Annotated in this window: 21 protein-coding genes and 2 pseudogenes; 1 reads left to right on the top strand and 22 read right to left on the bottom strand. The window is 47.5% G+C overall.

The window, feature by feature from the left end; genetic code table 11:
* Positions 1-138 precede the first annotated feature (138 nt).
* The 22 genes and pseudogenes from ligD to B2633_RS09915 all read right to left on the bottom strand — a co-directional run bounded on the left by ligD (position 139) and on the right by B2633_RS09915 (position 22,356).
* On the bottom strand, positions 139-2,580 hold the full coding sequence (gene ligD / locus B2633_RS10020; RefSeq protein ID WP_483170494.1) for a DNA ligase D: 2,442 nt from the start codon (positions 2,578-2,580) through the stop codon (positions 139-141).
* Positions 2,581-2,657: 77 nt separating this feature from the next.
* Positions 2,658-2,978 (bottom strand): hypothetical protein, encoded by a 321-nt coding sequence (locus B2633_RS10015; protein WP_483170493.1) that lies wholly within the window; start codon positions 2,976-2,978, stop codon positions 2,658-2,660.
* Positions 2,966-3,145: a response regulator gene (locus B2633_RS10010; RefSeq protein ID WP_483170492.1), complete on the bottom strand. Its 180-nt coding sequence runs from the start codon at positions 3,143-3,145 to the stop codon at positions 2,966-2,968. The genes B2633_RS10015 and B2633_RS10010 overlap by 13 nt, the downstream gene beginning before the upstream one ends.
* A 117-nt stretch (positions 3,146-3,262) precedes the next feature.
* Complete coding sequence (locus B2633_RS10005) at positions 3,263-4,324, bottom strand: DUF4179 domain-containing protein (protein ID WP_483170490.1); 1,062 nt, start codon at positions 4,322-4,324, stop codon at positions 3,263-3,265.
* 1 nt (position 4,325) lies between these two features.
* Positions 4,326-4,871, bottom strand: a complete 546-nt coding sequence (locus tag B2633_RS10000) for a sigma-70 family RNA polymerase sigma factor (protein ID WP_483170489.1) — start codon at positions 4,869-4,871, stop codon at positions 4,326-4,328.
* A 241-nt stretch (positions 4,872-5,112) separates the two neighbouring features.
* Positions 5,113-5,526 carry a TetR/AcrR family transcriptional regulator gene (locus tag B2633_RS09995; protein WP_483170488.1) on the bottom strand — a complete coding sequence of 138 codons (414 nt, stop codon included), beginning with the start codon at positions 5,524-5,526 and terminating at the stop codon, positions 5,113-5,115.
* A 243-nt stretch (positions 5,527-5,769) separates the two neighbouring features.
* Positions 5,770-6,939 (bottom strand): S-layer homology domain-containing protein, encoded by a 1,170-nt coding sequence (locus B2633_RS09990; RefSeq protein WP_483170487.1) that lies wholly within the window; start codon positions 6,937-6,939, stop codon positions 5,770-5,772.
* Positions 6,866-7,456 carry a hypothetical protein gene (locus B2633_RS09985; RefSeq protein ID WP_483170486.1) on the bottom strand — a complete coding sequence of 197 codons (591 nt, stop codon included), beginning with the start codon at positions 7,454-7,456 and terminating at the stop codon, positions 6,866-6,868. Before B2633_RS09985 ends, B2633_RS09990 begins: the two co-directional genes overlap by 74 nt.
* Before the next feature lie 35 nt (positions 7,457-7,491).
* A complete protein-coding gene (locus B2633_RS09980; protein ID WP_483170485.1) occupies positions 7,492-7,665 on the bottom strand; it encodes a LuxR C-terminal-related transcriptional regulator in 174 nt (57 codons plus the stop codon).
* Between the two features lie 163 nt (positions 7,666-7,828).
* A pseudogene (locus B2633_RS09975) lies at positions 7,829-9,301 on the bottom strand (winged helix-turn-helix domain-containing protein); the annotation flags it as partial.
* 1,018 nt (positions 9,302-10,319) lie between these two features.
* Positions 10,320-12,587 carry a M56 family metallopeptidase gene (locus B2633_RS09970; protein ID WP_483170483.1) on the bottom strand — a complete coding sequence of 756 codons (2,268 nt, stop codon included), beginning with the start codon at positions 12,585-12,587 and terminating at the stop codon, positions 10,320-10,322.
* Positions 12,584-12,943: a BlaI/MecI/CopY family transcriptional regulator gene (locus B2633_RS09965; RefSeq protein WP_483170482.1), complete on the bottom strand. Its 360-nt coding sequence runs from the start codon at positions 12,941-12,943 to the stop codon at positions 12,584-12,586. The genes B2633_RS09970 and B2633_RS09965 overlap by 4 nt, the downstream gene beginning before the upstream one ends.
* A 345-nt stretch (positions 12,944-13,288) precedes the next feature.
* Entirely contained in the window at positions 13,289-15,238 is a 1,950-nt protein-coding gene (locus B2633_RS09960) for an oxidoreductase (protein ID WP_483170481.1), read from the bottom strand.
* A 394-nt stretch (positions 15,239-15,632) separates the two neighbouring features.
* Positions 15,633-15,719, bottom strand: a pseudogene (locus B2633_RS09955) (acetyltransferase); the annotation flags it as partial.
* Between the two features lie 26 nt (positions 15,720-15,745).
* A complete protein-coding gene (locus tag B2633_RS09950) occupies positions 15,746-16,930 on the bottom strand; it encodes a hypothetical protein (RefSeq protein WP_483170479.1) in 1,185 nt (394 codons plus the stop codon).
* A 191-nt stretch (positions 16,931-17,121) separates the two neighbouring features.
* Positions 17,122-18,243, bottom strand: a complete 1,122-nt coding sequence (gene mutY, locus B2633_RS09945; RefSeq protein WP_483170478.1) for an A/G-specific adenine glycosylase — start codon at positions 18,241-18,243, stop codon at positions 17,122-17,124.
* A gap of 212 nt (positions 18,244-18,455) precedes the next feature.
* Positions 18,456-18,758 carry an MGMT family protein gene (locus B2633_RS09940; RefSeq protein ID WP_483170477.1) on the bottom strand — a complete coding sequence of 101 codons (303 nt, stop codon included), beginning with the start codon at positions 18,756-18,758 and terminating at the stop codon, positions 18,456-18,458.
* Between the two features lie 163 nt (positions 18,759-18,921).
* Positions 18,922-20,121, bottom strand: coding sequence for an Acg family FMN-binding oxidoreductase (locus tag B2633_RS09935; RefSeq protein WP_483170476.1), 1,200 nt, complete (start codon positions 20,119-20,121; stop codon positions 18,922-18,924).
* Positions 20,118-20,786: a TetR/AcrR family transcriptional regulator gene (locus B2633_RS09930; protein ID WP_483170475.1), complete on the bottom strand. Its 669-nt coding sequence runs from the start codon at positions 20,784-20,786 to the stop codon at positions 20,118-20,120. Before B2633_RS09930 ends, B2633_RS09935 begins: the two co-directional genes overlap by 4 nt.
* A gap of 287 nt (positions 20,787-21,073) precedes the next feature.
* A complete protein-coding gene (locus B2633_RS09925; protein ID WP_483170474.1) occupies positions 21,074-21,433 on the bottom strand; it encodes a DUF2200 domain-containing protein in 360 nt (119 codons plus the stop codon).
* Positions 21,434-21,555: 122 nt separating this feature from the next.
* Entirely contained in the window at positions 21,556-22,086 is a 531-nt protein-coding gene (locus B2633_RS09920; RefSeq protein WP_483170473.1) for a VanZ family protein, read from the bottom strand.
* Between the two features lie 21 nt (positions 22,087-22,107).
* Positions 22,108-22,356, bottom strand: coding sequence for a hypothetical protein (locus B2633_RS09915; protein WP_483170472.1), 249 nt, complete (start codon positions 22,354-22,356; stop codon positions 22,108-22,110).
* Positions 22,357-22,874: 518 nt separating this feature from the next.
* On the opposite strand from B2633_RS09915, the gene B2633_RS09910 reads away from it, so the two are divergent.
* Positions 22,875-24,081, top strand: a 1,207-nt coding sequence (locus B2633_RS09910) for a winged helix-turn-helix domain-containing protein (protein ID WP_483170470.1), incomplete at its 3' end; no start/stop codon positions are given.

Raw genomic sequence — 24,081 nt, 5'->3', positions numbered from 1 at the left:
GGTGTTACAGGAATGCTCCTTATTTACTGCAGATTAAGTATATTAAAGCGAGTCGCACGCCTACATCCATCCTGCTCCCTTTCCGAAAAAACATCTACCGCCTACTGAGTATTACGAGCCGCTGCTCCATTCTCCTGTTCATTTGAACTGCTGATTATTCCGGAAAAAATCCTGCCAGGGATCATTACCGCCGATCCTCCGGAGCGCTTCCGCCATATTGACGCCGTCGGGAGCCACCGTATCCAGTTCCTCCCAGGCGATGGGCATGGATACCCCGGCCCCTTTTCTCGCTCTTAGAGAATAGGGGGCGATGCTGGTAGCCCCTCTGCCGTTGCGAATCCAGTCGATGAATATCTTGCCCGTGCGTTTGACTTTTCTCACATTGCTGGTGTAGCGGTCAGGCCACTTCTGCTCCATCACTTCGGCGACGCGCCTGGCAAAATCGTGAAACTCCTTCCAGGCAACGGCAGGTTTTAAAGGGACGACCACATGGTACCCTTTGCCGCCGCTGGTCTTAAGATAGGTATTCAGGGAAAGTTCGGCGAGAATATTTTTTAGATCCCGCACACCTTGGCGCACCCTGCTCAGATCCATTCCCTCATCCGGATCCAGATCAAAAACCATGATATCAGGCTTTTCCAGCTCGTCGACACGGCTTCCCCAGGTATGAAATTCCAGGGTGCCCATTTGCGCTTCGGCGATCAGCCCGGACCTGTCTTCAATATAAAAGTAGTCTTCCGTTTCTCCGTCACTGCCCACAACCGGGATGGTGACGATGCCCTTGCTGCCCGGACCGGGATGCTTCTTATAGAAGCAAGTCTGGGAGATGCCCTTGGGACAGCGCACAATGCTGAGGACCCTGTGGCTGACATAGGGCAGCATGCGCTCCGCCGCCTGGGCGTAATAGCGGATCACATCCCCTTTGGTGATTTCAGGTTCTTCAAAGATCACCTTGTCCGGGTTGGAAATCTTGATTCCTTCGATGATGAGGTTGTTGGCGTTTGCTTCCATAGCTCTCTCCGCTTCTTTCCCGGATGATGGGGGTTGTATTTCGTCATCCGCTTTTTCCCTTTTTATATCCTTAGGATCCTTATCCGTCCGCAGGCCTTTGAAGCTAGCCTGCCTTAACAGATTATCTTCGGTCCATGCGGCAAATTTGATTTCCGCCACCAGTTCAGGTTCAAGCCAGGTGATCTTCTCATTCGACCTGGGCTTGGGCGCGAGTTTAAAAGGGGGTTCCCTTCTCTTTATGTCCGTAAATTTTTCTTCAAGTTCTTTCATGCCCGCTTCGCTCAGGCCGGTTCCGGCACGTCCGGCATAGACGAATTCCTCCCCTTCATAGACGCCAAGGAGAAGGGAACTTACCCCACTCGTCTTTTTATCAGAAAGGGTATATCCTCCGATGACAAATTCCTGCCTTTGATCGCATTTAAGTTTGATCCAGTCGGCGTTTCTTGTTCCGCTGTAGATGGAATTGGCTTTTTTACCGACGATCCCTTCCATGCCTGCCTCACAGGCCGCAGCGAAACTTGCCTTGCCGTTTCCTCTGACATGCCGGCTGTAGTAGAGGTTTTCGGGGACATTCTTCATCAAAGCTTCCAGCGTTTCTTTCCTGTCAATCAGGCGATGTCCCCGAAGGTCCGCCCCATCCAGGGCCAGGAGATCAAAGACGATATAGGTCAGGTTTGGGGCCTGGGGATTTTTCATAGAATTTTGGAGAGCCTGAAAATCCGTCTTACCTGCGGTGTCCGTTATGGCCATTTCGCCGTCCAGAATCATCGCCCTTCCGTTAGCCCAATCGATTAGGGAATAGGCGATATCCGGGAACCGCGTTGTATAATCCTGGCCGCTCCTAGTAATCAGCCGGACGCTGTTGCCTTCAATATACGCCAATATCCTGTAGCCGTCGTATTTCAACTCATAGAGCCAATCCTCACCCTCAGGAACCGCATGGACTAATTTGGCAAGCTGAACGCCGGTACTGCTGAAGGGGTTCCTCGTGATCCCTTCGTCCTCCCCTGCTTCAATTTCCGTCATGGTGCGGCCGGTTCTGATGCTGGTGGTAAACGGGGAAATCCCATCTACAGTTTTGGCGTACTCATCTTTTTCTTTAAGCAAAAGCCAGTTATCCTTGGTCTCCTCCGCTTTCCTTTTCAAGCGCACCAGAGCCCACTTTCCTTTAAGTCTTCGTCCTTTCAGAACAAACTTCAGCATACCTTCGCGGAGTCCCTCAGCCACATCCCCATGGGGTTCCCAGCGCCCTTCATCCCAGATCATGACGACTCCGCCGCCATATTCCCCCTTGGGAATCGTCCCCTCAAAGTTCCTGTATTCCAGGGGATGGTCCTCCACCTGCACGGCAAGCCTCTTGTCACGGGTATTATAGGAAGGACCCTTGGGCACTGCCCAGCTGAGTAGTGCCCCGTCCCATTCCAGACGAAAATCGTAGTGATCTCTGCGGGCCAGATGGTGCTGAACGACAAACCTCAGACCTTCTCCGGCCATTTCTGTCATGCCTTCGGGTTCCAAGGTTCTTGCAAAATTTCTTTTCTGATTGTACGCGCTAAGTTTTTCAGTCATAAAATTACGCCGGGTCCTTCTCTTTTTTGGCCTTCTCGACGCTGGTTTTGAGAGCCTCCATGAGGTCGATCGCTTTGCTATGTCTTCCTCATGCAATGGATTGAAATGAAGGTCATTGTCCTGGGGTAAAACACCTCTGGGATTACTGTTTCCAATTGAATTATATGTATCCGGTATTCGATTTTCAAAACCATGGTGTCTGAAGTAAGGTTAACGATTTCACCTTCTTCATTTTCTTGAAAAGCCATATATCTTTCTTTATCGACCCTGCGGAACAATAAGGGCTCTATCTCCACCCATTTGCTTATTTGGGGAAATCCCCCGTAAACTTCACTTTCGTCCATAACCGCGACCGTTAATTCCCGGTTTTCATCAGCCGTTACCTTTAAATCCCCCATGGACAGCGCCTCCAATGAAAGCTGTCAAAGCGGGGAATATTGACCTCCATTAAAACAACCTGCGGCTCTGCGGTCAGAAATTCATCCATAATGTTGTCAAACATTTCCGCTACCCGGACTTCGTACCCCCACTTCATCAGCAGCTTGGAGATTTCTTCAGCCAGCATGCGTCATCTTCAACCAGGTATATGCGGTACGGGTCTGTATGTGTCGTCATATTTACGCACCCTTAGTATTTTGTTCCCTTTCATCATAAACCAAACGGTCACCGGAAGATCATCGAATTATTGCTTTAAAAATATAGTGAAGGCTTCTCCGACCTGTTCCCATTCATCGCTCGTCTTGCCGCTTTTTTCAGGAAGTTTTGCCGCATAGGGGGTTAGCGTAATCGATGTGATTTTATCAGACAAATCACCGTCCAGATTTTGATACTTAAATACTAAATCTTCGCCGGATACACTGGTGAGGAAAAATTCCACTTCATTGCCCAAGTTATCCCTGCCTCTTAAATCAATTTCATAAGAACGCCCGGACCGGTCTTGCACTTTGCCGAAAATTTTCTGATTGACCGGATTATATCTGAACTCATGCAAAGTATACTTTTCAGGCCCGATATTAAATGAATAATCTAAGCCCAAGGCATAAGTATTGGCCATTAATTCACTGCCATTGGCCGCAAATTCAAATTCCCACTCCCCTTTAACTTTTTCTGTAGCGGCATTGCCCGTATAATAGGTTAAATTTTTTAACACGACTTTGGTATTGACGTTTTCCGTAGTATCAATGCCGTCAATATTTACCGCATAGGCGCTAAAAAAGCGGGTTTGGGAATCATCAATCGGCCCGCTGCTTCCGGTCGCGCCGTAATTCCTTATTTGCTTGCCGTTAATAAAAATATCGTAATCGAAATTAACCCCTTCAACCACCGGTTTATTGGTATTGGTGATTATGGATAAAATCAACTCGTCTTTATCGATAATTACATCGGTTAATTTCATCTCTACGCCGTTGCTTTCCACCACTTGATCGACCACACTGGCATAGGGTTTAATATTTCTTTCAATGCCCAGCGCTTCACCGATGGAATAGGATATTTCTGCAAGCTTGGATTCGGTTGCGGCATACACCGCTTTCCCCCAATTGGTTTGCGTAAAAAACCCTAGGGCCATCAGCAAAGCTACCGCAACCGTACCAATTTTTTTAGCATTGGATATTCTATTCCGATTTCCTCTAAATGCCTTTTTTAGCTTCTGCTTTTCCATGTCATCAAGTTCCTCTTGCGCATAATGCTCAAGATTAATATCCAAATGATTCAGAAGCTCATATATATTTTTAGTATTCTTCATATTAATGTCCTCCCCGCATTCCTTTGCGAATTTTCTTCTTTCCCCGGGAAATCCTGTTATATAAAACAGATTTGCTGAGTCCGGTAGCCTCGGCCAATTCATTAATATCCTGCTCCGCAAAATACAATTGCTTGAAAATTTCCCTGGTCTCTTTAGATAAACTGCTTAGAACTTTTTCCGTCTCTTCCTCGAGCTCCCTGGTTAATAATGCCTTTAAAGAGTTATCTTCCACAGGTATGGTTACATCCTCTATGTTTTCATTTTCCAAATCCCTTAAGTATTTTCTTAGATAATCTATGGCTTTATATTTGGCAATTCCTCCTATCCAATTTTTAAAATTGTTTCTTTCCGGGGCATAATGGTCAATATTATTCCAAATAGCCAAAAGACAATCATTCATACACTCTTCATAAAGATTAGGCAGGTAAAACAAATGTTTTTTTATAACGGTTTTAAGAATCCAGGCATAATTATCAATAACATACTCCAGGGCTTGCTCATTTCTCTTTTGCATCTGGGCAACAAAATTTTCTTCGGTTATTTTCAATCTCCCACCTCCTTGGGCTTCATTTCTCCATGTAGCTATCTTTGCCTCCACCCCATACTTCGTATGCGTTAATTAAAATCTATCGATTCAATATATATTTTTTAAGATTTATACGGCAGCGCAGCCAGCTCCAATAAATAAAAAAGCGGGTATCTTCATTTGAAAATACACCCGCTCATTTTCAGGAATTAATTCTATATTCCAAAATATTAATTCCAATTATATTCCTATTTCCCGCGTTTTAGCGGATGATTCCTGTCAATATCGGCGTTACGCCGCCCAAAACGACCTTTTGTATTTTCTGATGCATCAGCGCGTTCTGCGGCTTATGAATGTGCTCCATAATTTCCCTGCCTCTTTCGCCGCTTATGTTCAAGGCCATGATAACCCGGATAATACGGTCGTTTACGGGTATGCTCCTATCCGCCGCAATTTCTTGCGCCGCGCTTAAAAGCCGGACATTATAGCGGTCAATCAGCGCGTCCATAATATCCTCCTTCGACTTGAAGTGATAATACAGGGTTCCCCGCGCAATTCCGACCTTGGCGAGAATATCGTTGGTGCTTGTGCCGTCAAAGCCCTTCTGCCCGAAAAGCTCATCCGCCGCGTCAAGTATCTCGTTTTTGCGTTCCTCGGCTTCTTTCACTATCCTCATTAATTTATATCCCCTCTTATAGACCGACTGTCTGTCGGTTATATGCTAATATATTACCTTTGCGTCGTCAAGAAGCCATAGTATTGCCTTCTTATGATTTATAAAGCAATTATATTGCGGAATATTGTTCATCCGTGAAAAGCCACAAAAGCTGCAAAGGCCTGCCCTCGGAAAAAGGGCGGGCTCTGCATCTCAGGTTTTCACCAGGTTTGTCCTGTCTTTATTCTGTTTGTTTTATAGGCCTTAGTTACTGGACAACAGATTATATAATATCTGAGCCATTTCCGCACGGGTGGTGGCAGCTGTGGGCATCAGCAGGCTGTTATTCCCGCTGATTACACCTGCCCCGACCAGGTAGGCCATGGCGTCCTGCGCCCAGAGATTAACCTGCCCGGCGTCTGTAAACTGGTAGAGGGTCTTGCCGGAATCTCCCTGCGGGAGTCTGCCCATGATCTTGAGGGTGTTATACAGCAGGGTAAACATTTCCTGGCGGGTGATCTCCTTTTCCGGCGCAAACATGTTGTTCCCTATGCCTGCGGATATGCCCAGACGCTTGACCGTTGCGAGATAGCCGGTATAATAGGTGCTTCCGGCGTCAGAGAAGTTGCTGGCCGGGTTCGCATCCGGCGCGATACCGTAAGCCCGCATCAGCATGACCAGGAACTGCCCTCTCGTGAGCTTCGCGTCGGGGCTGAAATTCCCGTCACCCGTACCGCTGGTGATCTCGCGCGCCGCAATGAAATTCACCGCCTTGCAGTACCACGCGCCCGCTGCTACGTCGCCGAAGCCCACCTGACGGTAGACCACCGCGTAATCGCTGAAGTGGGTGGCGCTGAAGATCACGGTGCCGGTGGCGGGGTCGTAGCGGCCGTTCGGGACCGAGACCGCGTTGCCGCTGCCGTCGATGTACCAGACCACGATGCCCTCGGGGTTATTCAGTTCCGCCACTGTCGGCGTGTAGGGGATGGATACCGCCACCGGCGCATCGGGATTATTCCAGTCCGTCGGCACACTATTTATCGTAAGGGTGAGCTGTATAACGGACCGGTCGCCGATGGCCGCTTTTAAGTTTTCCGCAAGGCTGGAGGTGTCGCCCTCTCCGATGGTGAGGCCGGCTTCTCCCGTGAGGTTTGTGCCGGCGAGCATGTTGCCGGGGATGGTGACGCTGATTGCGGCCCAATAGCGTGTCTGCGAAGAGGATTGTCCGGAGGAACCACCGCCTGAAGAGGTGCGGCTGTTCAGCACATCCACTATCAGGTCAACGCTAACATCCGTGTCGAAAGTGATCACAAATGTGAACTTATCGCCTGCCGCCGGCGCCAAGGCAGACAGGTAGCTGTTATTGATGGTCAGGGCGCTGTCGCTTATAGTGTAATCCGTATCCAGAAGCAGTTCGTTTGAGCCATGTGCCACGCCCGTTACTTGACTCTGCGCTGTTCCAGGTAATGTTTGTCAGGATGCCAGCCGGTGCGTTCAGGTCATATCTGGCCGAAGCGGGGTTGATGGCAGGCGGCGTGGTGTCCGCTGCCTGAATTCTCACATAGACGAAGTTGACTCCATCGCTATAGAGCAGATAGCCTTCATAGTCCCCTATTGCCGGCACGCCGCCGTCGGTGCCTTTTACCACGCGCACCGGATCCCCCTCCGCTGGATTGATTACCAGAACGATATACGCAGCCACCGGCGCGGTGAGCACGCCGTCTATGACCGCCAAGCCGCCGCCGCTTGCACATACGCCCGTGGCTTCGGTTCCGAATACCGTCACGTCGCCACCGATCGAAACCGTGCTGCCGGAGCCGACCGCATTTACGCCGCTGCAATAATCGCCGGATGTGGAGACGTCCCCATCGATCTCGATGGAGCCTCCGTCGCGGGCCAACGCACCAAACGCACCATAAGCCGAGCATGTGACATCGCCCGCTATCTTCACGCTGCTGCCGTCCCCCTGACACCCCAAAGCGAATTTTATAGCGAAGAATTCTCGTCATGCACCAGCTTTATGCACTGGGCGCGGGTTTTGACCCCCAGTTTGCTGTAAATGCTCCCCGTGTGCGCCTTGACGGTGCGCTGACTGATATTTAATCTTTTTACCGATATCCTGGTTTGAATATGCGGCGCACAGCAATTCCAACACTGCAAACTCTTTTTCCGTCAGCAGTCTTTTCAACCTCAGACTGCCGATTTTGCTGCTGCCGACCAGCCGGTTCATTTCTTCCTGAAGCAGCGAAATGAGGGACTGCGCGAAGGCCGTGAGTTCTTGGCTGACAGCATCCGTTTTGTTAAAGGAATGGAGCGCTTGCCTCAGGACGACCAGCATCGGTATTTGTTCGTCGACATAGCTTCGCACATAACCTTCAGCCAGCCCTATGCGCAATGATCGCTCCAGATATTCCACCGCCTGGCGGGTATTGCCCTTTTGGCAGGTTATCATGGCCAGCAGATTTAATACCTCAACTTTGCTGTGCAAACGGCCTTCCGCTTCCGTAAACGACAAAAGCCGCACCAACAGCATTTCGGCGTCGTCCGTATTTTTTTGCGTCCACAAGACCCTGGCCAGGACGATCAACTCAAATTCACGCACCCGGTTGATCTCGCTGAATATTTGCAGTTTATTGCTGTAGAGCCACCTTTCCGCCCGCTCCATATGCCCGGTTTCGATAGAATAGCGTATCTTCAGCGCCCTAACAAGATCATTCCAATGTGGTTTTTGCATGGTTTGGAGTCTGCTTTCGCATTCATCCAAAATAGAGAGGGCGCCCGCCATGTCGGACCGGCTTCGCTTTGCGCGGGCTAGGCCGGCCATGGCCGGAACCAGGACGCCCGGATAGTTGACGGGCTGCGCGGCTTCCATCGCCTCCAGGAACAATGGCAAGGCTTCATCCGGCCGGTTCTTTTCATAAAAATATTCGCCGGCCGCCAAGGGCGCAAAACCCGGATTTTTTGTGGCCAAAATATTGTAATAGTCCCGCAGTTTATCAAAAGCATCGCGATCTGTGTCAAACAGCTTCACTAAAATATGGACAGGGCTTCGATAAATATAGATATCCGAATCGTTCAGATCTACATATTCAATGGTTCTAAAAGCATTGCCGCCTCCGATCTCACTGTTCCGTATCAGCTTGTGCAGCTCTTCCGTCTTGCCCTCCCTGAGCAGCAAATTAACTGTTGTAAGGCCGACCAAAGCGCGAACTTGCATGCCGATTTCCCCCTTCTGGTCACGCTCCAGCATCTCTTTGGCACGAGCCAGCCATTGGCGGGATGATTCGAAAGAGCGGTTTTGTGCGTAATACATGGAATAAAACACCGCGATCTTGACACTTTTGTCTTTATAATATTCGGGAAGCTGCTCGATCCAAAGATATGGGGTTTCATATTGATTTTGGCTCGCAAAATGGTCCAGCTGCATTTCGATCAGCTCGAAGGCCTCTGCGTAGCGCATGGCTTCCAAATAATGCGAAACGGCAGGGGCCAGCAAGCCCTGACTACGATGCCATAAGGCCGCTTTCACATGCAGCCCGGCAAACCCGTCATAATCTGTCTGCTTCAGCTTTTTCAGCAAGAAGTCCTTCAAGATCGGATGCAGCCGGTAGACGCTGCTTTCATCGCCGAACAAAGCCAGAAACTCGTTTCTCCTTCTCATATCCTCAAAAAAATGCGCAACATCATCTTCGCCGGTCAAGGCACTGCAAATATCTTCCTGCAACAGCTCCAATATGGAGATTTTGAGCAAAAACGCCTTTTTCTCAGGAGAATACGATTCAAAAACCTCGTTCATCAGGTACTGATAAGTATCGGCGTTCGTTGCCGTTATGCCATTAAGCATCTCTTGGTTGACACGATCGTTCCCGGCCGATATCGCAATGGCGACCATGGCTGCAGCCCAGCCTTCCGTATAATTGCAGATCTTTTCAATGTTCTCCTGGCCCAACGCGCAGTCACGCTTCAGATAGAAGTCTGCGATTTCGTCCTGCCGGAATCGAAGGTCTTTTGCGGTAATGCGCAAAACCTGAGATCGCAATTCAAACTTATTGAGCTCCATGGCAGGCTCTGCTCTGCTTATGATGATCATATGCGCGTTTGCGGGAAGATACTCAAGCAGATGTGAAAGCCCTTTCAATATTGGTGCACTGGAGATGGTGTGCAGATCGTCTATGACCAGCACTACTTTACCATCGTGCTGCGCCAGTCTGTCGATGAGGATGTTGATGTGAACGTTTGCTTCCAGTAGCTGAGGCGACGAAAAAGCGTATTCGACGTGGTTTTCTAATTCCGGAAGAATTTTTTTCATCGCTGCGCAAATATACTTCCAGAAAACAATCGGATCATTTTCGCTTTCGTCCAACGAAAGCCATGCCGTTTGCAATCCTGATTTTTCCACCCATCCATAAACCGCGGTGGTTTTGCCGTATCCCATCGGCGCCACAACCAGCGTAAGCATCCGCTCAAGCACATGATCCAGCTTTTCCAGCAGGCGCTGGCGCGATACTATGCGCGGATTTGCGCGTGGGATGCAGTATTTCGTTTTGATGAGAGAGGAATCGAATAAACGCTTTTACCCCAAAAAAGAGTTGTAAACGGTATACTCGGTTTTTATTGTATCATATAAAATCGGACTCAAAATGCACTTTTGACTCCGATTTTTGTTCATTTTTTGTTCCAAAACCAGATATAGTGGTTGACCGGTACCTATGTCAAACCGCAGGTCAGGTATCTATCCTTCAGTTCCCATTATGCCTTCGCTTTAGACTTCTGCAATCAGGCCAGGGTCATGAGAAAAGAATGTATTAATAAATTCAAGGTTCATATTTCGGATTACTCATGGAAAATTCGATTTCACCTCGAGAATTGGTAAGCACAGCGTCTTTAATACCGTTTTTCTTTAAGTGTTTAAACAGGTTATCATATAGAAGAATACGGAGATCCTCATAGTCTGTGTAATGCTTGAAGATTTTATCTGCAAGCCCTTTTATTTCCTTTCCGGATGCGGGCATTGTGCAATATTGCCTGATAGATGGACCAAACTCCGAGCCATCCCTGGCCTGTTCATATTTTTCCAGGATATACCCGCCGCTGTTATCCTTACGATAGGTGATTGCCGCTGGAATGATGCTGCCACCTTCTTTTGATAAAACATTACCAAAAAGTTTAAACCTCGCGCTATAAGTAGTTACAAAGACCTTTAGCAGGTCCTCCTCCTCATAACTTCCAAAAATTTCGGGAGCGACAACCATGAATCCTCCTCTTTTAGGGTCTGAATTTTTCTCAACTTCTGTGTCATAGACAAGCTTTTCAATTTGATCCTGACCATCATACCCAAAATTGGGAAGCAAAATCTCCTGGCGGATGGACAGGGCATCATACCATTCCTGTGGTGACAGCGTTTCGTCAGTGACGTTATTTCGTGCCCCTAAGAGCTCTTTGCATAATAGCATCATGATCTGCCCTCGCAATCCTTCGGCATTACCAGCCTCAAACTGCGAAAGCATGTATTGCAGGGCATCTTCACCGCCATATTTCATGAAGTATTCATATTCATTTTTATGGGCATTGATATAATCCTGCGGATTCGAAGAAGTCTTTGGTGACGACATAATGACACTTAGGTTGTCTTCCACTAATTTTGCAATACCATCAGTACTCGAGTTCATATCAGAGGCTTCACCCTTACTGATATCATTATTTTGTTTGCTATCGTAGATTCTATTGATCCATTCCATCATCTGGCGGCATTCGGCATAGGGGAGTCCCCATAATTCTGTCTTGCCATCTTCTGAAGAACAGTTGAGTGCAAGTTTGTATTCATATTCTCCGTGAAAAACATTCCAATCCTTATGGTGGTAGATCATCAATGAATATGTTTTTGCTTCTCCTGGCTCCTTTGCCGAAACCGTAAGGGTGTTGTGGATTGGGTAGATTCCTCCGTAAGTAGGCCTATACTCTTCTGCAATCTTGCTTCTTTCAGCGGTATTGATCAAATCTATGATGTCAGCCCATTCCTCACTATCAATGATCACTGTATGCTTCGTATCATCTAACCCTGAAACCAGTGTCATACTCTCTACTTTCTCCGCGGTTAAATTCGAATATCTGGGCTGCGGATTGGAAAGCAGTATAAAGGCAGTAGATAGCAGTATTAAAACAGATAGAATCACCACCCAAAACACAGGTTTTTTATAATTCAACACATTTTTAATCCGTGCCTTTATATGGCTTTCGCCAAAGGCCAGAGGATTGGCCGCAAAAATTCCGTTTCTTTTTACTGAAAGTGAAAGCAGAGAACTGGAATAACTGCCCTTGACATCCGGACTCATCTTTTGCAGAACGCTTTCATCACAAGACATTTCCATGTCCCGGCTCAGGAGTTTGAAGCACAACCATATAAGCGGATTAAACCAGTGGAGAATGAGGGCGAAAAAAGCAAAAGGCTTGATGAGATAGTCCTTCCTGCGGATGTGTGTGCGTTCGTGCTCCAATATGTAGGAAAGATCGGCTTCTCTGACACCCACAGGCACATATATTTTCGGATGAATAAACCCGCAGACAAACGCTGTACCGATCTGATCCGACTCGTAAATATTGTCTTTGACCAGAGTAGCGGTTATAAGCTGTCTCTTCATTTTCATATATGAGAACATACTATAGGAAAGCAGTACAACAATACCTGCAATCCAGATAAGGCTTAAAACATCCATCCATATCTGCATAGGGTTTACACTTGCAATTGGTGCAGCCTGGGGCAAGGCTGAATTCACTGCGCTGTCCAAGCTGCCTATGCCGGATTGAATAGTTGGTGTGTTCATAAAACCTATATCGTTGGGCACATATTTCAGCACGCCCGTATTATTCTGAGAATCCATATTCAGTAGTCCCAAAATACTAAAGGCTGTAGTGAAGGATAAGGGGCAGACGAGCCGAAACAACACCACCGCCCATAAGGCATAAGAGAATATCTTCGGGGCTTTCCTTAAAATTATTCGAACAAGAATAACGCCGATAGCCACATAGGAGGCCGTGATGCTCATGTTCAGGATGGTTGTAAACATTCCTTGCAGGTTGTTCATTTTACCGACTCCTCAATAATTTGCTTAAGCTCCTCAGCCTCCTGTTCGGTAATCTTTCGCTCGCCAAGAAAAGCAGTTAGGAATTTCGGAAGAGAACCATCAAAGGATTTTTCCACAACTGCATTACTCTCGTACCTTTGCACATCCTCCCGCTTGATCAGTGAGGTGACAGCCGCATCCTGATTTTGCAGTATTCCGCGATTGCAAAGCTTTTTTAAAACTGTGTAGGTAGTGGATTTCTTCCACCCAAGTTTTTCTGCACACCGCCGTACAAGCTCAGTCGAATTGATGGGCTCGTTGTCCCAGATAATACTTGCAAATTTATACTCTGCATCAAACAGCTTATATTTTTCCAAATGCTATAAAACCTCCTTAGGTCTATTTGGATAAACCGCATCTTGAGTCTATCGTGATAAACCATCTTCGTCAATAGTATATTTCACCACGCTATCCAACCTGCTCACTCACCGAAAAACCATCTAATCTGCTCTGCCGCTAACCTGACATCTCACCTGCTCTATCACCAAGCACTGACAGCTAACCTTACCATTTATTCACTTCCGTGGACATATTCCCACGAAGCGATAAAAAGGGATTTTGAAGTTGCGGTAGTTCCTGTCCTCAAGCCACTGTTTTTCATCCCGCCAAAAAGCCGGGGTTTCATCCCCGGCTGTCGAATCTATTCGGGTCAAATCGCTATGCTATATGGAACATGCTACCTCAGCAGCTTCAGCGATAGCGTCAATGGCCTGTCTGACGCTTGCCGCATCACCAATTACGTACAACTCAGGCACTTTGCCGTTTATCTTTGCTTCCAGCGGGTTGTGAGAAGCAGTACCCATAGCCAGTACTATGCTGTCAAATCCGGTAATTTTTTCTTTCTTGCCATCCTTTTCATATACGACTCCATCGTCTAAAAACTCAACCACCCTGGCGCTGGTTATGCGGTCAACTTCAAATTCCTTCAGTCGCTTAAGCAAGTGAATGCGGTGAACATCATGCATATCCAGGGCAATATCAGGCTGCATTTCTATAATGCTGACCTTTCGGCTGTGCTCCGCCATGAAATCAGCGGTCTCGGCACCGATAAGACCGCCGCCGACCACCAGCACTTTATAGCCTGGAATGGCCTTCCCTTCCAGCACATCATTGGCTTTAATAAATTTGGGGTTGTCTATACCGGGTATCTCGGGAATAAGCGGAACTCCGCCAGTAGCTAAAATTACTACATCCGGCCTTTCTTTGGCAATGAGTTCCGCAGTAACTTCCGTATTCAACTTGTATTCCACCCCGAACTTGCGGCCCTGGATAATATAATATTTGATCGGTGAGGTCAATATGGTTTTGGCAGACGGTATAGCCGCTATTCTAAAAGCGCCGCCCAGTATATTTTGTTTTTCATACAAAGTTACCTTATGACCCCTCTTGGCCGCAATCCAGGCCGCTTCCAAACCGCCGGGACCGCCTCCTGCGATCATAACCTTTTTAGGTTTTTTGGCTGCTACGATCTTCATGGTCTCTTCTTTCCCGCAGAAAGGATTGACCAGGCAAGAGCATTTCCTGATCTCTTTATCGAAGATATAGGCGGCGCAACCCTGGTGACAGGCAATACAGGGAGCAATATCTTCAAGCGCGTCACCAGCCACCTTGTTCGGCCATTCCGGCTCAGCCAGTGATTCTCTTCCCAGGGCAACCAAATCGGTCTGGCCGGTGGAAAGAATATCTTCCATTAAATAGGCATTATTAAGCCTGCCTACCACAATGCAAGGAATCTTCACCGATTTTTTGATTTGTTCCGATTGTTGCGCAATATATCCTGCCGGTGTGGCTTCCGTCGCCCACAGCCATTCGTAGCTGCCATAAACGCTATTGGTGATATGCAGAGCATGGACGCCTGCATCTTCCAATATTCTGGCCACTACCTTGCTTTCCTCGATTGTTCTGCCCCCGTATATTCTCTCGTCGGCACTAAACCTGAATATGAGGTTGAATCCATTGCCGCACGCCTTTTTTATTGCTTTTACGATTTCAACCGGGAACTTCATCCGACCCTCAAAGTCCCCTCCAAACTCATCGATTCTCTTGTTGGAATAGGCCGACATAAATTCTGCTACCAGATATCCATGGGCCCCGTGAATTTCAACGCCATCCAATCCGGCTTCCTGCGCTCTTACCGCTGCGTCCCGGAATTGTCCGACAATTTCCCATACCTCTTCAGTCTTTAGTTCCCGTGGCATTTCGCCAATACCAAATCTCTCCAGCAGGGGATCCATGATCGGAGTTGGAGCTACCGGAGCCCCTGGTCCGGCTATATCTACCGTCGTCTGCCTTCCGGCATGGTGAAGCTGGGGTACAACCTTAGCCCCATATTTATGGCAGTTCTCCGCTACTTTTCTCCACCCGTCAATTTGTTCATCACACCACAGCCCCGGCTCGTTCCAAATGGCTCTGCCAATAGGAGATACAGCGGTTACTTCGCCGATTATCAACCCAAATCCGCCCTTGGCTCTTGCGGTATAGTAATCTATAAATTGCTGTGTAGGTATGCCCTGTTCAGTCGCATAATTGGTGCCCATCGGGGGTACCACAAAACGGTTTTTCACTTCCATTGATCCGATTCTGATGGGTGACAATAATGTGGGAAATTTCATTTAAAGCCTCCTCTTGTTTGGTAAACAAGCAACGAATTGCCACATCCGAAAACAATGTAATTAATTTTCCGGGAGTGTAAACCAGGTTTCTGTCTGCTGCAATTTCTATCGGTTTTTTATTATGCCCAAAGCAAATATACGGTTATACGGCTAAAGACTAGCAAGCTCGCTCTATCAGTTTCGCAGGCTCAAGTCCCAGCCATTCCCGTAAAAAAATGTTGTAGTTGGCGTCCAGTTTTTCTCGCAACTGCTATCTTAGGTCTTTTTCGTTCATCAGAAAGCCTCCTTATTACGCAACAAAAAGAACGGAGGCGGACCGTTCTCTTTGCTATGGATATGGTTCAACTATGCGTTTAAATCCTAATAGTGTTTAAGCCCAATGCATTAAAACATTTGGCCCATCCCACCATTTTAGCTTGAGCAAATACTCGATCAGGTCGTCATCGAAACGTTTCCGTATCAAACGGGCGGGGTTGCCCCCACAATGGAATAGGGCGGCACCGTCCCTCATTCTGTAATGATACTGCCGTACCAAAACCAGTGGAGCACATTGTCCAAAGCAGTAACAGAGATATAGAGAAGCCCATCGTATTCCAAAGCCTCCATGGTTAGGAGAACCGGGACCCCATTATCTTCGACGCTGATGGTTATGGGACGAACTATGGCCTGCCGTTCTTCAGAATAGGGATCGGTTAACTCAACAAATAAGGGCGCTAACGCTTCTGCCGGGGGAGGGCCCCCCGCAGCTAAAGGCCAAGGGAAATAGGCTACCAGGCGGTAAGGGCTGCCAGTATCCAGGCCTTGGGCCAGCAACTCCTTAAACTGCCCCTGTTCCTGCTCAGTCAGCTGGAATGAATATGTCTCCTCCCTCCCCGCACAGATAAGATTACCTGTTTCTGCGTCGTACTCTATCAGGCGCACATAATCCGCTCTATAGCTACCTCGTCCTCGCATCGGATAGGCCCAGCGTTCGGCGATTTCTTCCAACTGAGGCGTTATTTCAGGATTATGGGTAACGGTTGCTGCTTGCGTGGCTTCATTCCAGACAAAAGTTTGATACTTCGCCTCGAAGATTCCTTGCAGTGGAACATAGATTTCATCCTGATAGGAAAATAATTCCGTCTTAAGTAATTGATCCCCATAAGCATAATATTGGGAATCAAACATAATATCGACCACAACATCCATTGGCGTGTACCCTTTGCCCGTGTCAATTGCAATCGTATTCCTCGCGCCGTCCCAGTCAACACCAAAATCAAACACCGCTCCAATATCCCGCAGTTTGAAATAATTGTTACCCTCGATATTGTAAGCAGTGAAGCTGACTTCTTTACCGTCAAGATAAATTCTTGAGGTCGTAGGCGTGGCTTTTGTATCTCCTGCGCCCTGGCCCCGCATCTCACCGCCAACCGTTGCATACGGCTGGCCGCTTGCGAGCGAAATTGAGTTGTTCGCTCCATCCCATCCGACATCAAACTGCTTAGCCGTTCCAGACAGCGTATAGGCTAAATCGCGGAGCTTGAAATAATTGTTGCTGTTGATATTGTATGCGTCAAAAATCACGTTCTTACCGTTCACAAGCACAGTCGAGGCCGTTGGTTTTGCCGTGATGGTATCAGCCGCGAACAGGGGCGCGGCTGTGGAGATTATCATGCTGACAATCAGCAAAATTACGAATGATTTCTCTTTCATATTTTACTCCTCGTTTTGCCTATTCAAAATAGTGGTACTTTTTATCCAGGGGCTGGACAATTTCTGGCGGTATCCAGCTTCTTTAAAGGTTTTCAAGTCCAGGACCCCTATTCAAGGTTTATAGGAAACGCAGTTGATTCGGGATATTTTCCAAGCGGGCAACGGCTTGAATCACTTGGGGGTGGCAACCGTTAATCAATACCTTTTTGAACCTGTCTGGCCGCGTCACCGGCCACCAACAAGGGCATGATCTTCTGAAAAGCGGTGGGAATAGCCATTTGAGGAAGCTCGTCAAAATGCCGCCATTGCAGCGAACTTTTTATAGCGCCCGGCTGCTTGATGGAGCAGGAGACGACTTCCATATGCCAGGAACGATGGGTAAACTGGTGTATAAACGTTCCTAGAACCGGGCCGGCTTCGATATCCAAACCGAAATGCGCTTTAGCCCCTTGCACCAGGTCCAGCCCTTCCTTGATCAAAATCATGGGCAGCCCCCATAGGTGTCCCAGGAGGGTTTCCTTCTCCCGATATTCCATGAGAACCTGATTTTCTTTCACAAAGGCCATAACCCAATACCTCATCTGCGGGTTCGCTTTCTTCCGCTCTTTTTTCACCGGCAACTCGCTTTGCATCTGATGCGCACAGGCCAGGCACAGGGTATTTACGGGGCAAGTCTCACAGCGCGGATGGCCCGGGATACATACCAAAGCCCCCATTTCCATCAATGCCTGAGTGAAGTCCGCGGCTTGATGATCCGGTATCATCCTGCCCACCGCATGCTCCACTTTTCGGTGCAAGGCACTGCTGCCCCGGGCATCCTGCAAGAGCAGCAGCCGGGCTATAAAACGCAAGACATTGCCGTCGATGGCCGGAACCGCTTTACCGAAAGCAATGCTTAGAATGGCCCCGGCCGTATAGGCCCCAATCCCGGGAAGCGCCTGGATAGCCTGCAAATCCTCCGGGAAGGCGCCTCCATAGCGGTCGGCGATAATCCGGGCCGCCTGGTGCGCATTTCTGGCCCGGCTATAATAGCCCAGGCCTTTCCAACTGGTCAGCACTTGTTCCTCGCTGGCCCGGGCCAGCGTATCGATATCCGGAAAAAGCGTGATAAATCGCGGGTAGTATTCTAAGACGGTATCGACCCGGGTCTGCTGCAGCATGATTTCGGAGATCCATATTTTGTAAGGGTCCTTGCTGCGGCGCCAGGGAAGATCCCGGTGATGTTCTCGGTACCAGGTCAGGAGGCCATGCGCCGCCTCTTTAAGGCGCTCCTCCGTCCCGGGATTTTCTTTTTCTCCCGCATCTCTGCTCATGATTTACTCCCTGCTTGTTTTGAGGTAAGTATGATTATAACATCAAATATTTTCAAAAAATACTGGTAAGATCCTGTCTTCGTCCCTTAGTCAAAAAGAGCGGCTTGCCGGTATTGGGGTGCTGACCTGGGCGTAAAAGCCATTAAGGTAATAGTCGCAACAGGCAAGATAATGTAAGCCCCTGCCCGACTGCTGCTGGTGACAAAGGAACGTCAGAAGATTTTCCACAAATGTTTTTTCAAATCCACACAACCATTGTTTTTAAAAGCAACCTCTTCTCTTAGCAATAAATCTTTCTGTTCAGCCCAATGCGGAACCAGCCTTCCCCTACTGTTTACCACCCGGTGGCAGGGCAGGTTTACCTCATGGGGAGCATGATACAGGGCCTGTCCTATCCTCCGTGAGCATTGGGGCTTACCCAGTATCCAGGCAATTTGCCCATAAGTTGCCACTTGGCCCCGGGGGATGGCCTGTACAATCTGATAGACCCTTGTATAAAAGTCTGCCCTTTTCATGCCAGCAAACTCTCCCAACGAAGACGCTCCATAAACCAAATTCCCCCCAAGCCTGTCAATTAGCCTTTCACTCTCTCCAGCAACAAGACGTGGTAGTTCCTTGGCGGCAGGACTCTTTTCTTGCTTTTTATCATCCCCTAACGCATAGTGCCGTGTCACAAATTCATTCTCTGATTATCAAATCCATCACATCGCGTCGCATGCTTTGTGGGACTTCTTTTGCGGGCTTGCCCAAACGAACAAGCATTTGGAGGGTACCTCCATCTGAAGCGTAATCGCGGTGAATGCTGCTGTATGGCTCTTTCATTTCGGGATATTCTTCCAAAGCCTGGCTAAGAGGCTGCATAACTAAACCCAAACTATGAGCTGTCAGTATCAATCTGCTATAAAGCATACCGCTTTTAACCTGGCTTGAACGATTATTATCATTCGTAATAATCATGGCATAGGCCGCTGTATTGTCTACCGATGTCCGGGTGGACTGTATAAACGTATCAGACGCTGCTTGCCCACTGTTCAACGAAGGAAATATCGTGACCAAGCCCTGCAGGATATGCCGCATGATGCCTGAAGTACCTTGTCCTTCGACAGAAAAGCCATAACGATATTTGTTTTTTTGATACTCACTAGAGCGAAAAATGTTTTCTGTTTCCTGCATAACTCGATTCACGCCTGCTTCGATAGTGGCGCCCTTCATTGCATAACTTCCCAGTTTTTCTATGTTTTCTTGGTCCTGAAAAATCTTTATTGACATATTGACATCAGTATTGATATTTTCCAACTGATCTATCTGCTCAGCGGTTAACTTATCTGACTGGTATGCCGCCCTGTTAGTGTCAGGCAAAAACATGGAATCATAGAGAGGGTTGTTTTGAGGTTTGTCTTTCGTAAGCATAATTTTTGCCACCGGTTTGGTTTTCATGCTCTCCCGCAGATTTTGTTCATCATAGCCGCCATCTGGAAATAACTCCACTGCAGCTTTATATCCCCGCTCATCTCCAGCGATTTTGACATACTCCAAAAATGCACCTTGCGTAATCATCATTTGCCGGGCGAAAGGGTCTACCTCATTTGTCAAGCGGTCACTATCGGCGTATAAGTAAAATACCATGGGATCATCTTTGTCGAGCTGTATTTTCCACGGCTGCATGTTATGCCCGTTTGCAGCTAACAGTCCGTGAGCCACGAGTTGGATTCTTGGATCATCAAATTTTTGCGAATAAGTTTTTTGCCAAGGTTCCAAGTACTTTGACGACTCAAAAACCCCACTTATGATAAATAGCGATGTAAAAGCTATGATCAATAAAGCAGCAATGCTTGAAAGAATAATGGTCATTGTTTTCTTCACCGTCCTCTTGCTCATCTACAATTCCCCCCATTTTCAGTTTGTATTGACCTGATGATAAGCTGAAAAGCTGCTGATACCAATTCCTCCGGTGTCGTCATGTGATAGTTTTTAATATAGTTTTCCTTTTTCTTTGCGGTATTAAATACGCCAATCAGGCAAGCCCATAAAACAAGAGCTGTTTTAACAACATCCAAATTACTGCGGATGTAATTTTCTTTAATGCCTCTTTCCAACGCTCCGATCAAATGCCCTAGTATTTCCTCTCCAAGGGTATAGCACTCATCTCTTGATTGATCCGGAATCCCTTTTTGAAAATCAAATTCACCATTTTCATACTCCATAATTGCTTTAAAATATTCCGGATAATCCTTGCTGAACCGGTAGAGTGTCAAAGCAATCTGTCTTATTTCTTCAACCGCATTACAGGCTTTTTCCTTTTGTAGATCATCTTTCAGCATACCGATTAACAGCCTGTATCCCTTTATCATAATTTCAAAATAGATCTGCTCCTTGCTATTGAAATAGACATACACCGTTCTCTTGCTAAACTCTGCCTCTTTCGCCACATCATCCATCGTGGCATTATCATATCCTTTTGTAAAAAAGATTCTTTCCGCAGCATCAATAATATCATTTCTGCGAATTGCCTTTTCTTTTTCCTTGCGCTCATTGATTCCCAAAAGATCTACCGCCTTTATTTCACTTACGTGTTATCAAGTAAACTATTAGTTTACCTAATCCTAAGATATTTTATCTTTTCTGTCAATACATGCTCACAAGTACATCCGACATAATGAGTATGTTCATTATCTATCTCGATAAAAATAATAATTTTCAATTTATTCACAAATGATTTCACTAATCTAATTTCATTTTTTGCTCGGCGTCAGAAAGACACTTCATTTTTTACCTGCATATGAAAAGCCATGACCACCGGTAGTAACTGGCGGTCATGACTTCTTTTTTCTTATAATAACCAGCTTCTCAGAATCTTCTCCATTGGCTTGCCTTTTGCCAATTCATCAACCAGTTTGTCAAGCCACCTGATTTTCTGCATGAGCGGGTCTTCGATTTCTTCAACGCGAACGCCGCAGACCACTCCCGTGATTTTATGGGCGTTTGGGTTGATTTGCGGGGCTTCGGCAAAGAACGTCTCAAAGTCTATCCCTTTATCGATTTGCGCCCACAAGCCATGCTCGTCATACCCCGTCAGCCAACAAATCACAGCATCAACCTCTAATTTGGTACGCCCTTTGCGCTCCGCCTTTTGGACGAGTAGCGGGTAGACTCTCGAAAACGCCATCTTGTATACGCGCTCGTTTGTCATAAAGTGTCACTCCCTTTCGCTTCCCACTTTACTCTCCACCGCACGATGTCGGTGATGAGTTCATAATCTATCGGCTTGCCAAGCGGTGGCTGAATCGCTCCTTGTTATTGTGTCGCTGATACCTATTTGATAATCACCCATCGGTGACTTACCAATAACACAGCGACAAGTAATAATGCCAAAATGGTGAATACCGCGGCAAGTACATTGATAACCTTATTTGTCCTGCCTTTCAGAACCTTGGACAGCAAGGCATAAATGCCGATCCCGATTATCCCTCCCAGCGTGTTACTAAGCACATCGGTGATGTCAGCTCTGCCGATTGCGAAAATAAATTGTATTATTTCAAAGACAAAAGTTAAGCCGACAATCGTAAGAATCTTTTTCACAAAAGACCACGGGGCTTTAAGCATACAAATATAGATTCCCAAAGGTATGAAAGCGAGAATATTAACTCTGATTTCGCTGAAGCGAATAACGCCGTTATCATCGAAAGACCCCAAAAGCGGAATCAGATTGATGATTCCTCCTTCATCCATTACCGTGATAGAAAATTGCAGTTTGAAGAGAATCAACCAAGTTAATGCCAGTAAATAAATTACCAATAACACAAGTGTAAGCGTGTTTCGTTTTTCCGATTTCAAATTCTCCATATCACTCACACTCCTTAATGATTATTTTACGGCATTGCCCGCTTGTTTGCCGATTTTTGCTCTGATGTCTTTGCGAAGTCCGACGATATAGCAGACCGAGCCGTCGGCATTCTTGACGCCCATATTGACGATCCCTCCATAAGTAGGCCTATACTCTTCTGCAATCTTGCTTCTTTCAGCGGTATTGATCAAATCTATGATGTCAGCCCATTCCTCACTATCAATGATCACGGTATGCTTCGTATCATCTAACCCTGAAATCAGTGTCATACTCTCTATTTTCTCCGCGGTTAAATTCGAATATCTGGGTTGCGGATTGGAAAGCAGTATAAAGGCAGTAGACAACAATATCAAAACAGATAGAATCACCACCCAAAACCCAGGTCTTTTATAATTCAGCACATTTTTAATCCGTGCCTTTATATGGCTTTCGCCAAAGGCCAGAGGATCGGCCGCAAAAATTCCGTTTCTTTTTACTGAAAGTGACAGCAGGGAACTGGAATAACATAATCCGGTTTCCCTGTCGCCGCGGCAGCAGCCGAACGCGACCGTTGCCGGGGAGGAAAACCAGGAAATATATCAGCGTAAAAGAAGCGGCGGACAAGTGGGGACTTACCGCAAGAATGGTAAATTACTACTGCGTTGACGGGCGCATCAAGGGCGCTTGGAAAATCGCAAACGTGTGGATCATCCCCGGGAACGCCGCCCAACCGGAGGACAGGCGAAAAACAAACGGGTACAGTAAAGGACCTCCGTAGCCGATAAAAAAAGAAAGGCGGTGTTTTTTTTTGGAGTATTATCCTCACTTAAATGATGTCTTCATATCCCAGCGCCTGAAGCGGCGGCTGAACGAAATAAACAATTATCCCCTTACCACGGTCATTGCCCCCATGGGCTTCGGTAAAACTACCGCTGTGAACTGGTGGGCCAACCGCCAGGTGAAAAGCCAAGCCGACGCCGTTATTCTGCGTCAAGTGATTGTGACCGACAGTATCACGGATTTTTGGAGCGGCTTTTGCCGGGCTTTCAAAGGCTATCCGGTATTAACCGAACAAATGAAAGCCCTGGGGTACCCCCGGGACGCAACGGCGATATCCATGCTGGCCGAGCTTTTGGACGATGCGTTGGCGCCAAGCCCCAGCCAGATTTACATGGTCATGGACGATCTCCATATCCTGCAGCAAAAACCATTGATACCGCTTCTGCTCTTCCTTTCCCGCAGCCTGCCGGACTGTGTTCATATTATTCTGTTATCCCGCAATCAGATTTTTAACGGGGAAGAACGGATGCGCCTGGGCCGTCTGCTGGGCGAGATCGCAGCGGACGACCTGCGCCTCAGCCGGCAGGAGCTGGCCGTGTATGCCAGGCTCTGCCAGCTTGAGGTTTCCGCCAAGGAAATAGACGACCTGGCCGCCCTCAGCGAGGGCTGGATCTCCATGGTGTATCTGAATTTCAAAGCCTATGCCCAAAACGGATCCTGGCTTTCCAGTTCAGCCGACATTTTTACCCTGATCGATCAGGTATTATTAGAACCGCTGCCGGAGCGCCAGCGGGAATTCCTGATTCGGATCGGCATGACCGATGAGTTTACCTCAGAGCAGGCCGCCTGGCTGTGGCGGCACTCGGATGCGGCGGCTATCCTGGACTCCCTTTCCAGAAACAATGCCTTTATAACGCGCAATGAAAACGGGATTTACCGCTACCACCATATGCTGCGCCAGTGTACCCGGCATAAATTTGCCGAAAAGCCGGCAGCCTATCAGCAGGAAAACTATTCCCGCTTAGGGCAATGGCACCTGGGTCACGAAGAATATATCCCGGCCTACTATGCCTTCGCCGCTGCCCGGGACTGGAACGGCTTGCTTAAAACCCTGGAAAAGGATAAGGCGAAAAGTCTAAACACCGAACACAGTCAGGATTTTTTCCGCTGGATCGAAAGCTGTCCCGAAGACTATCTTTTGCGCTACCCCACTGCCATCGTGGCCTGCATGGTCA

The sequence above is a fragment of the Syntrophomonas sp. UBA1041 genome (assembly GCF_002316705.1).
Taxonomy (GTDB): Bacteria; Bacillota; Syntrophomonadia; order Syntrophomonadales; family Syntrophomonadaceae; genus DTU019.
This window is presented reverse-complemented; position numbering and strand designations above follow the sequence as displayed.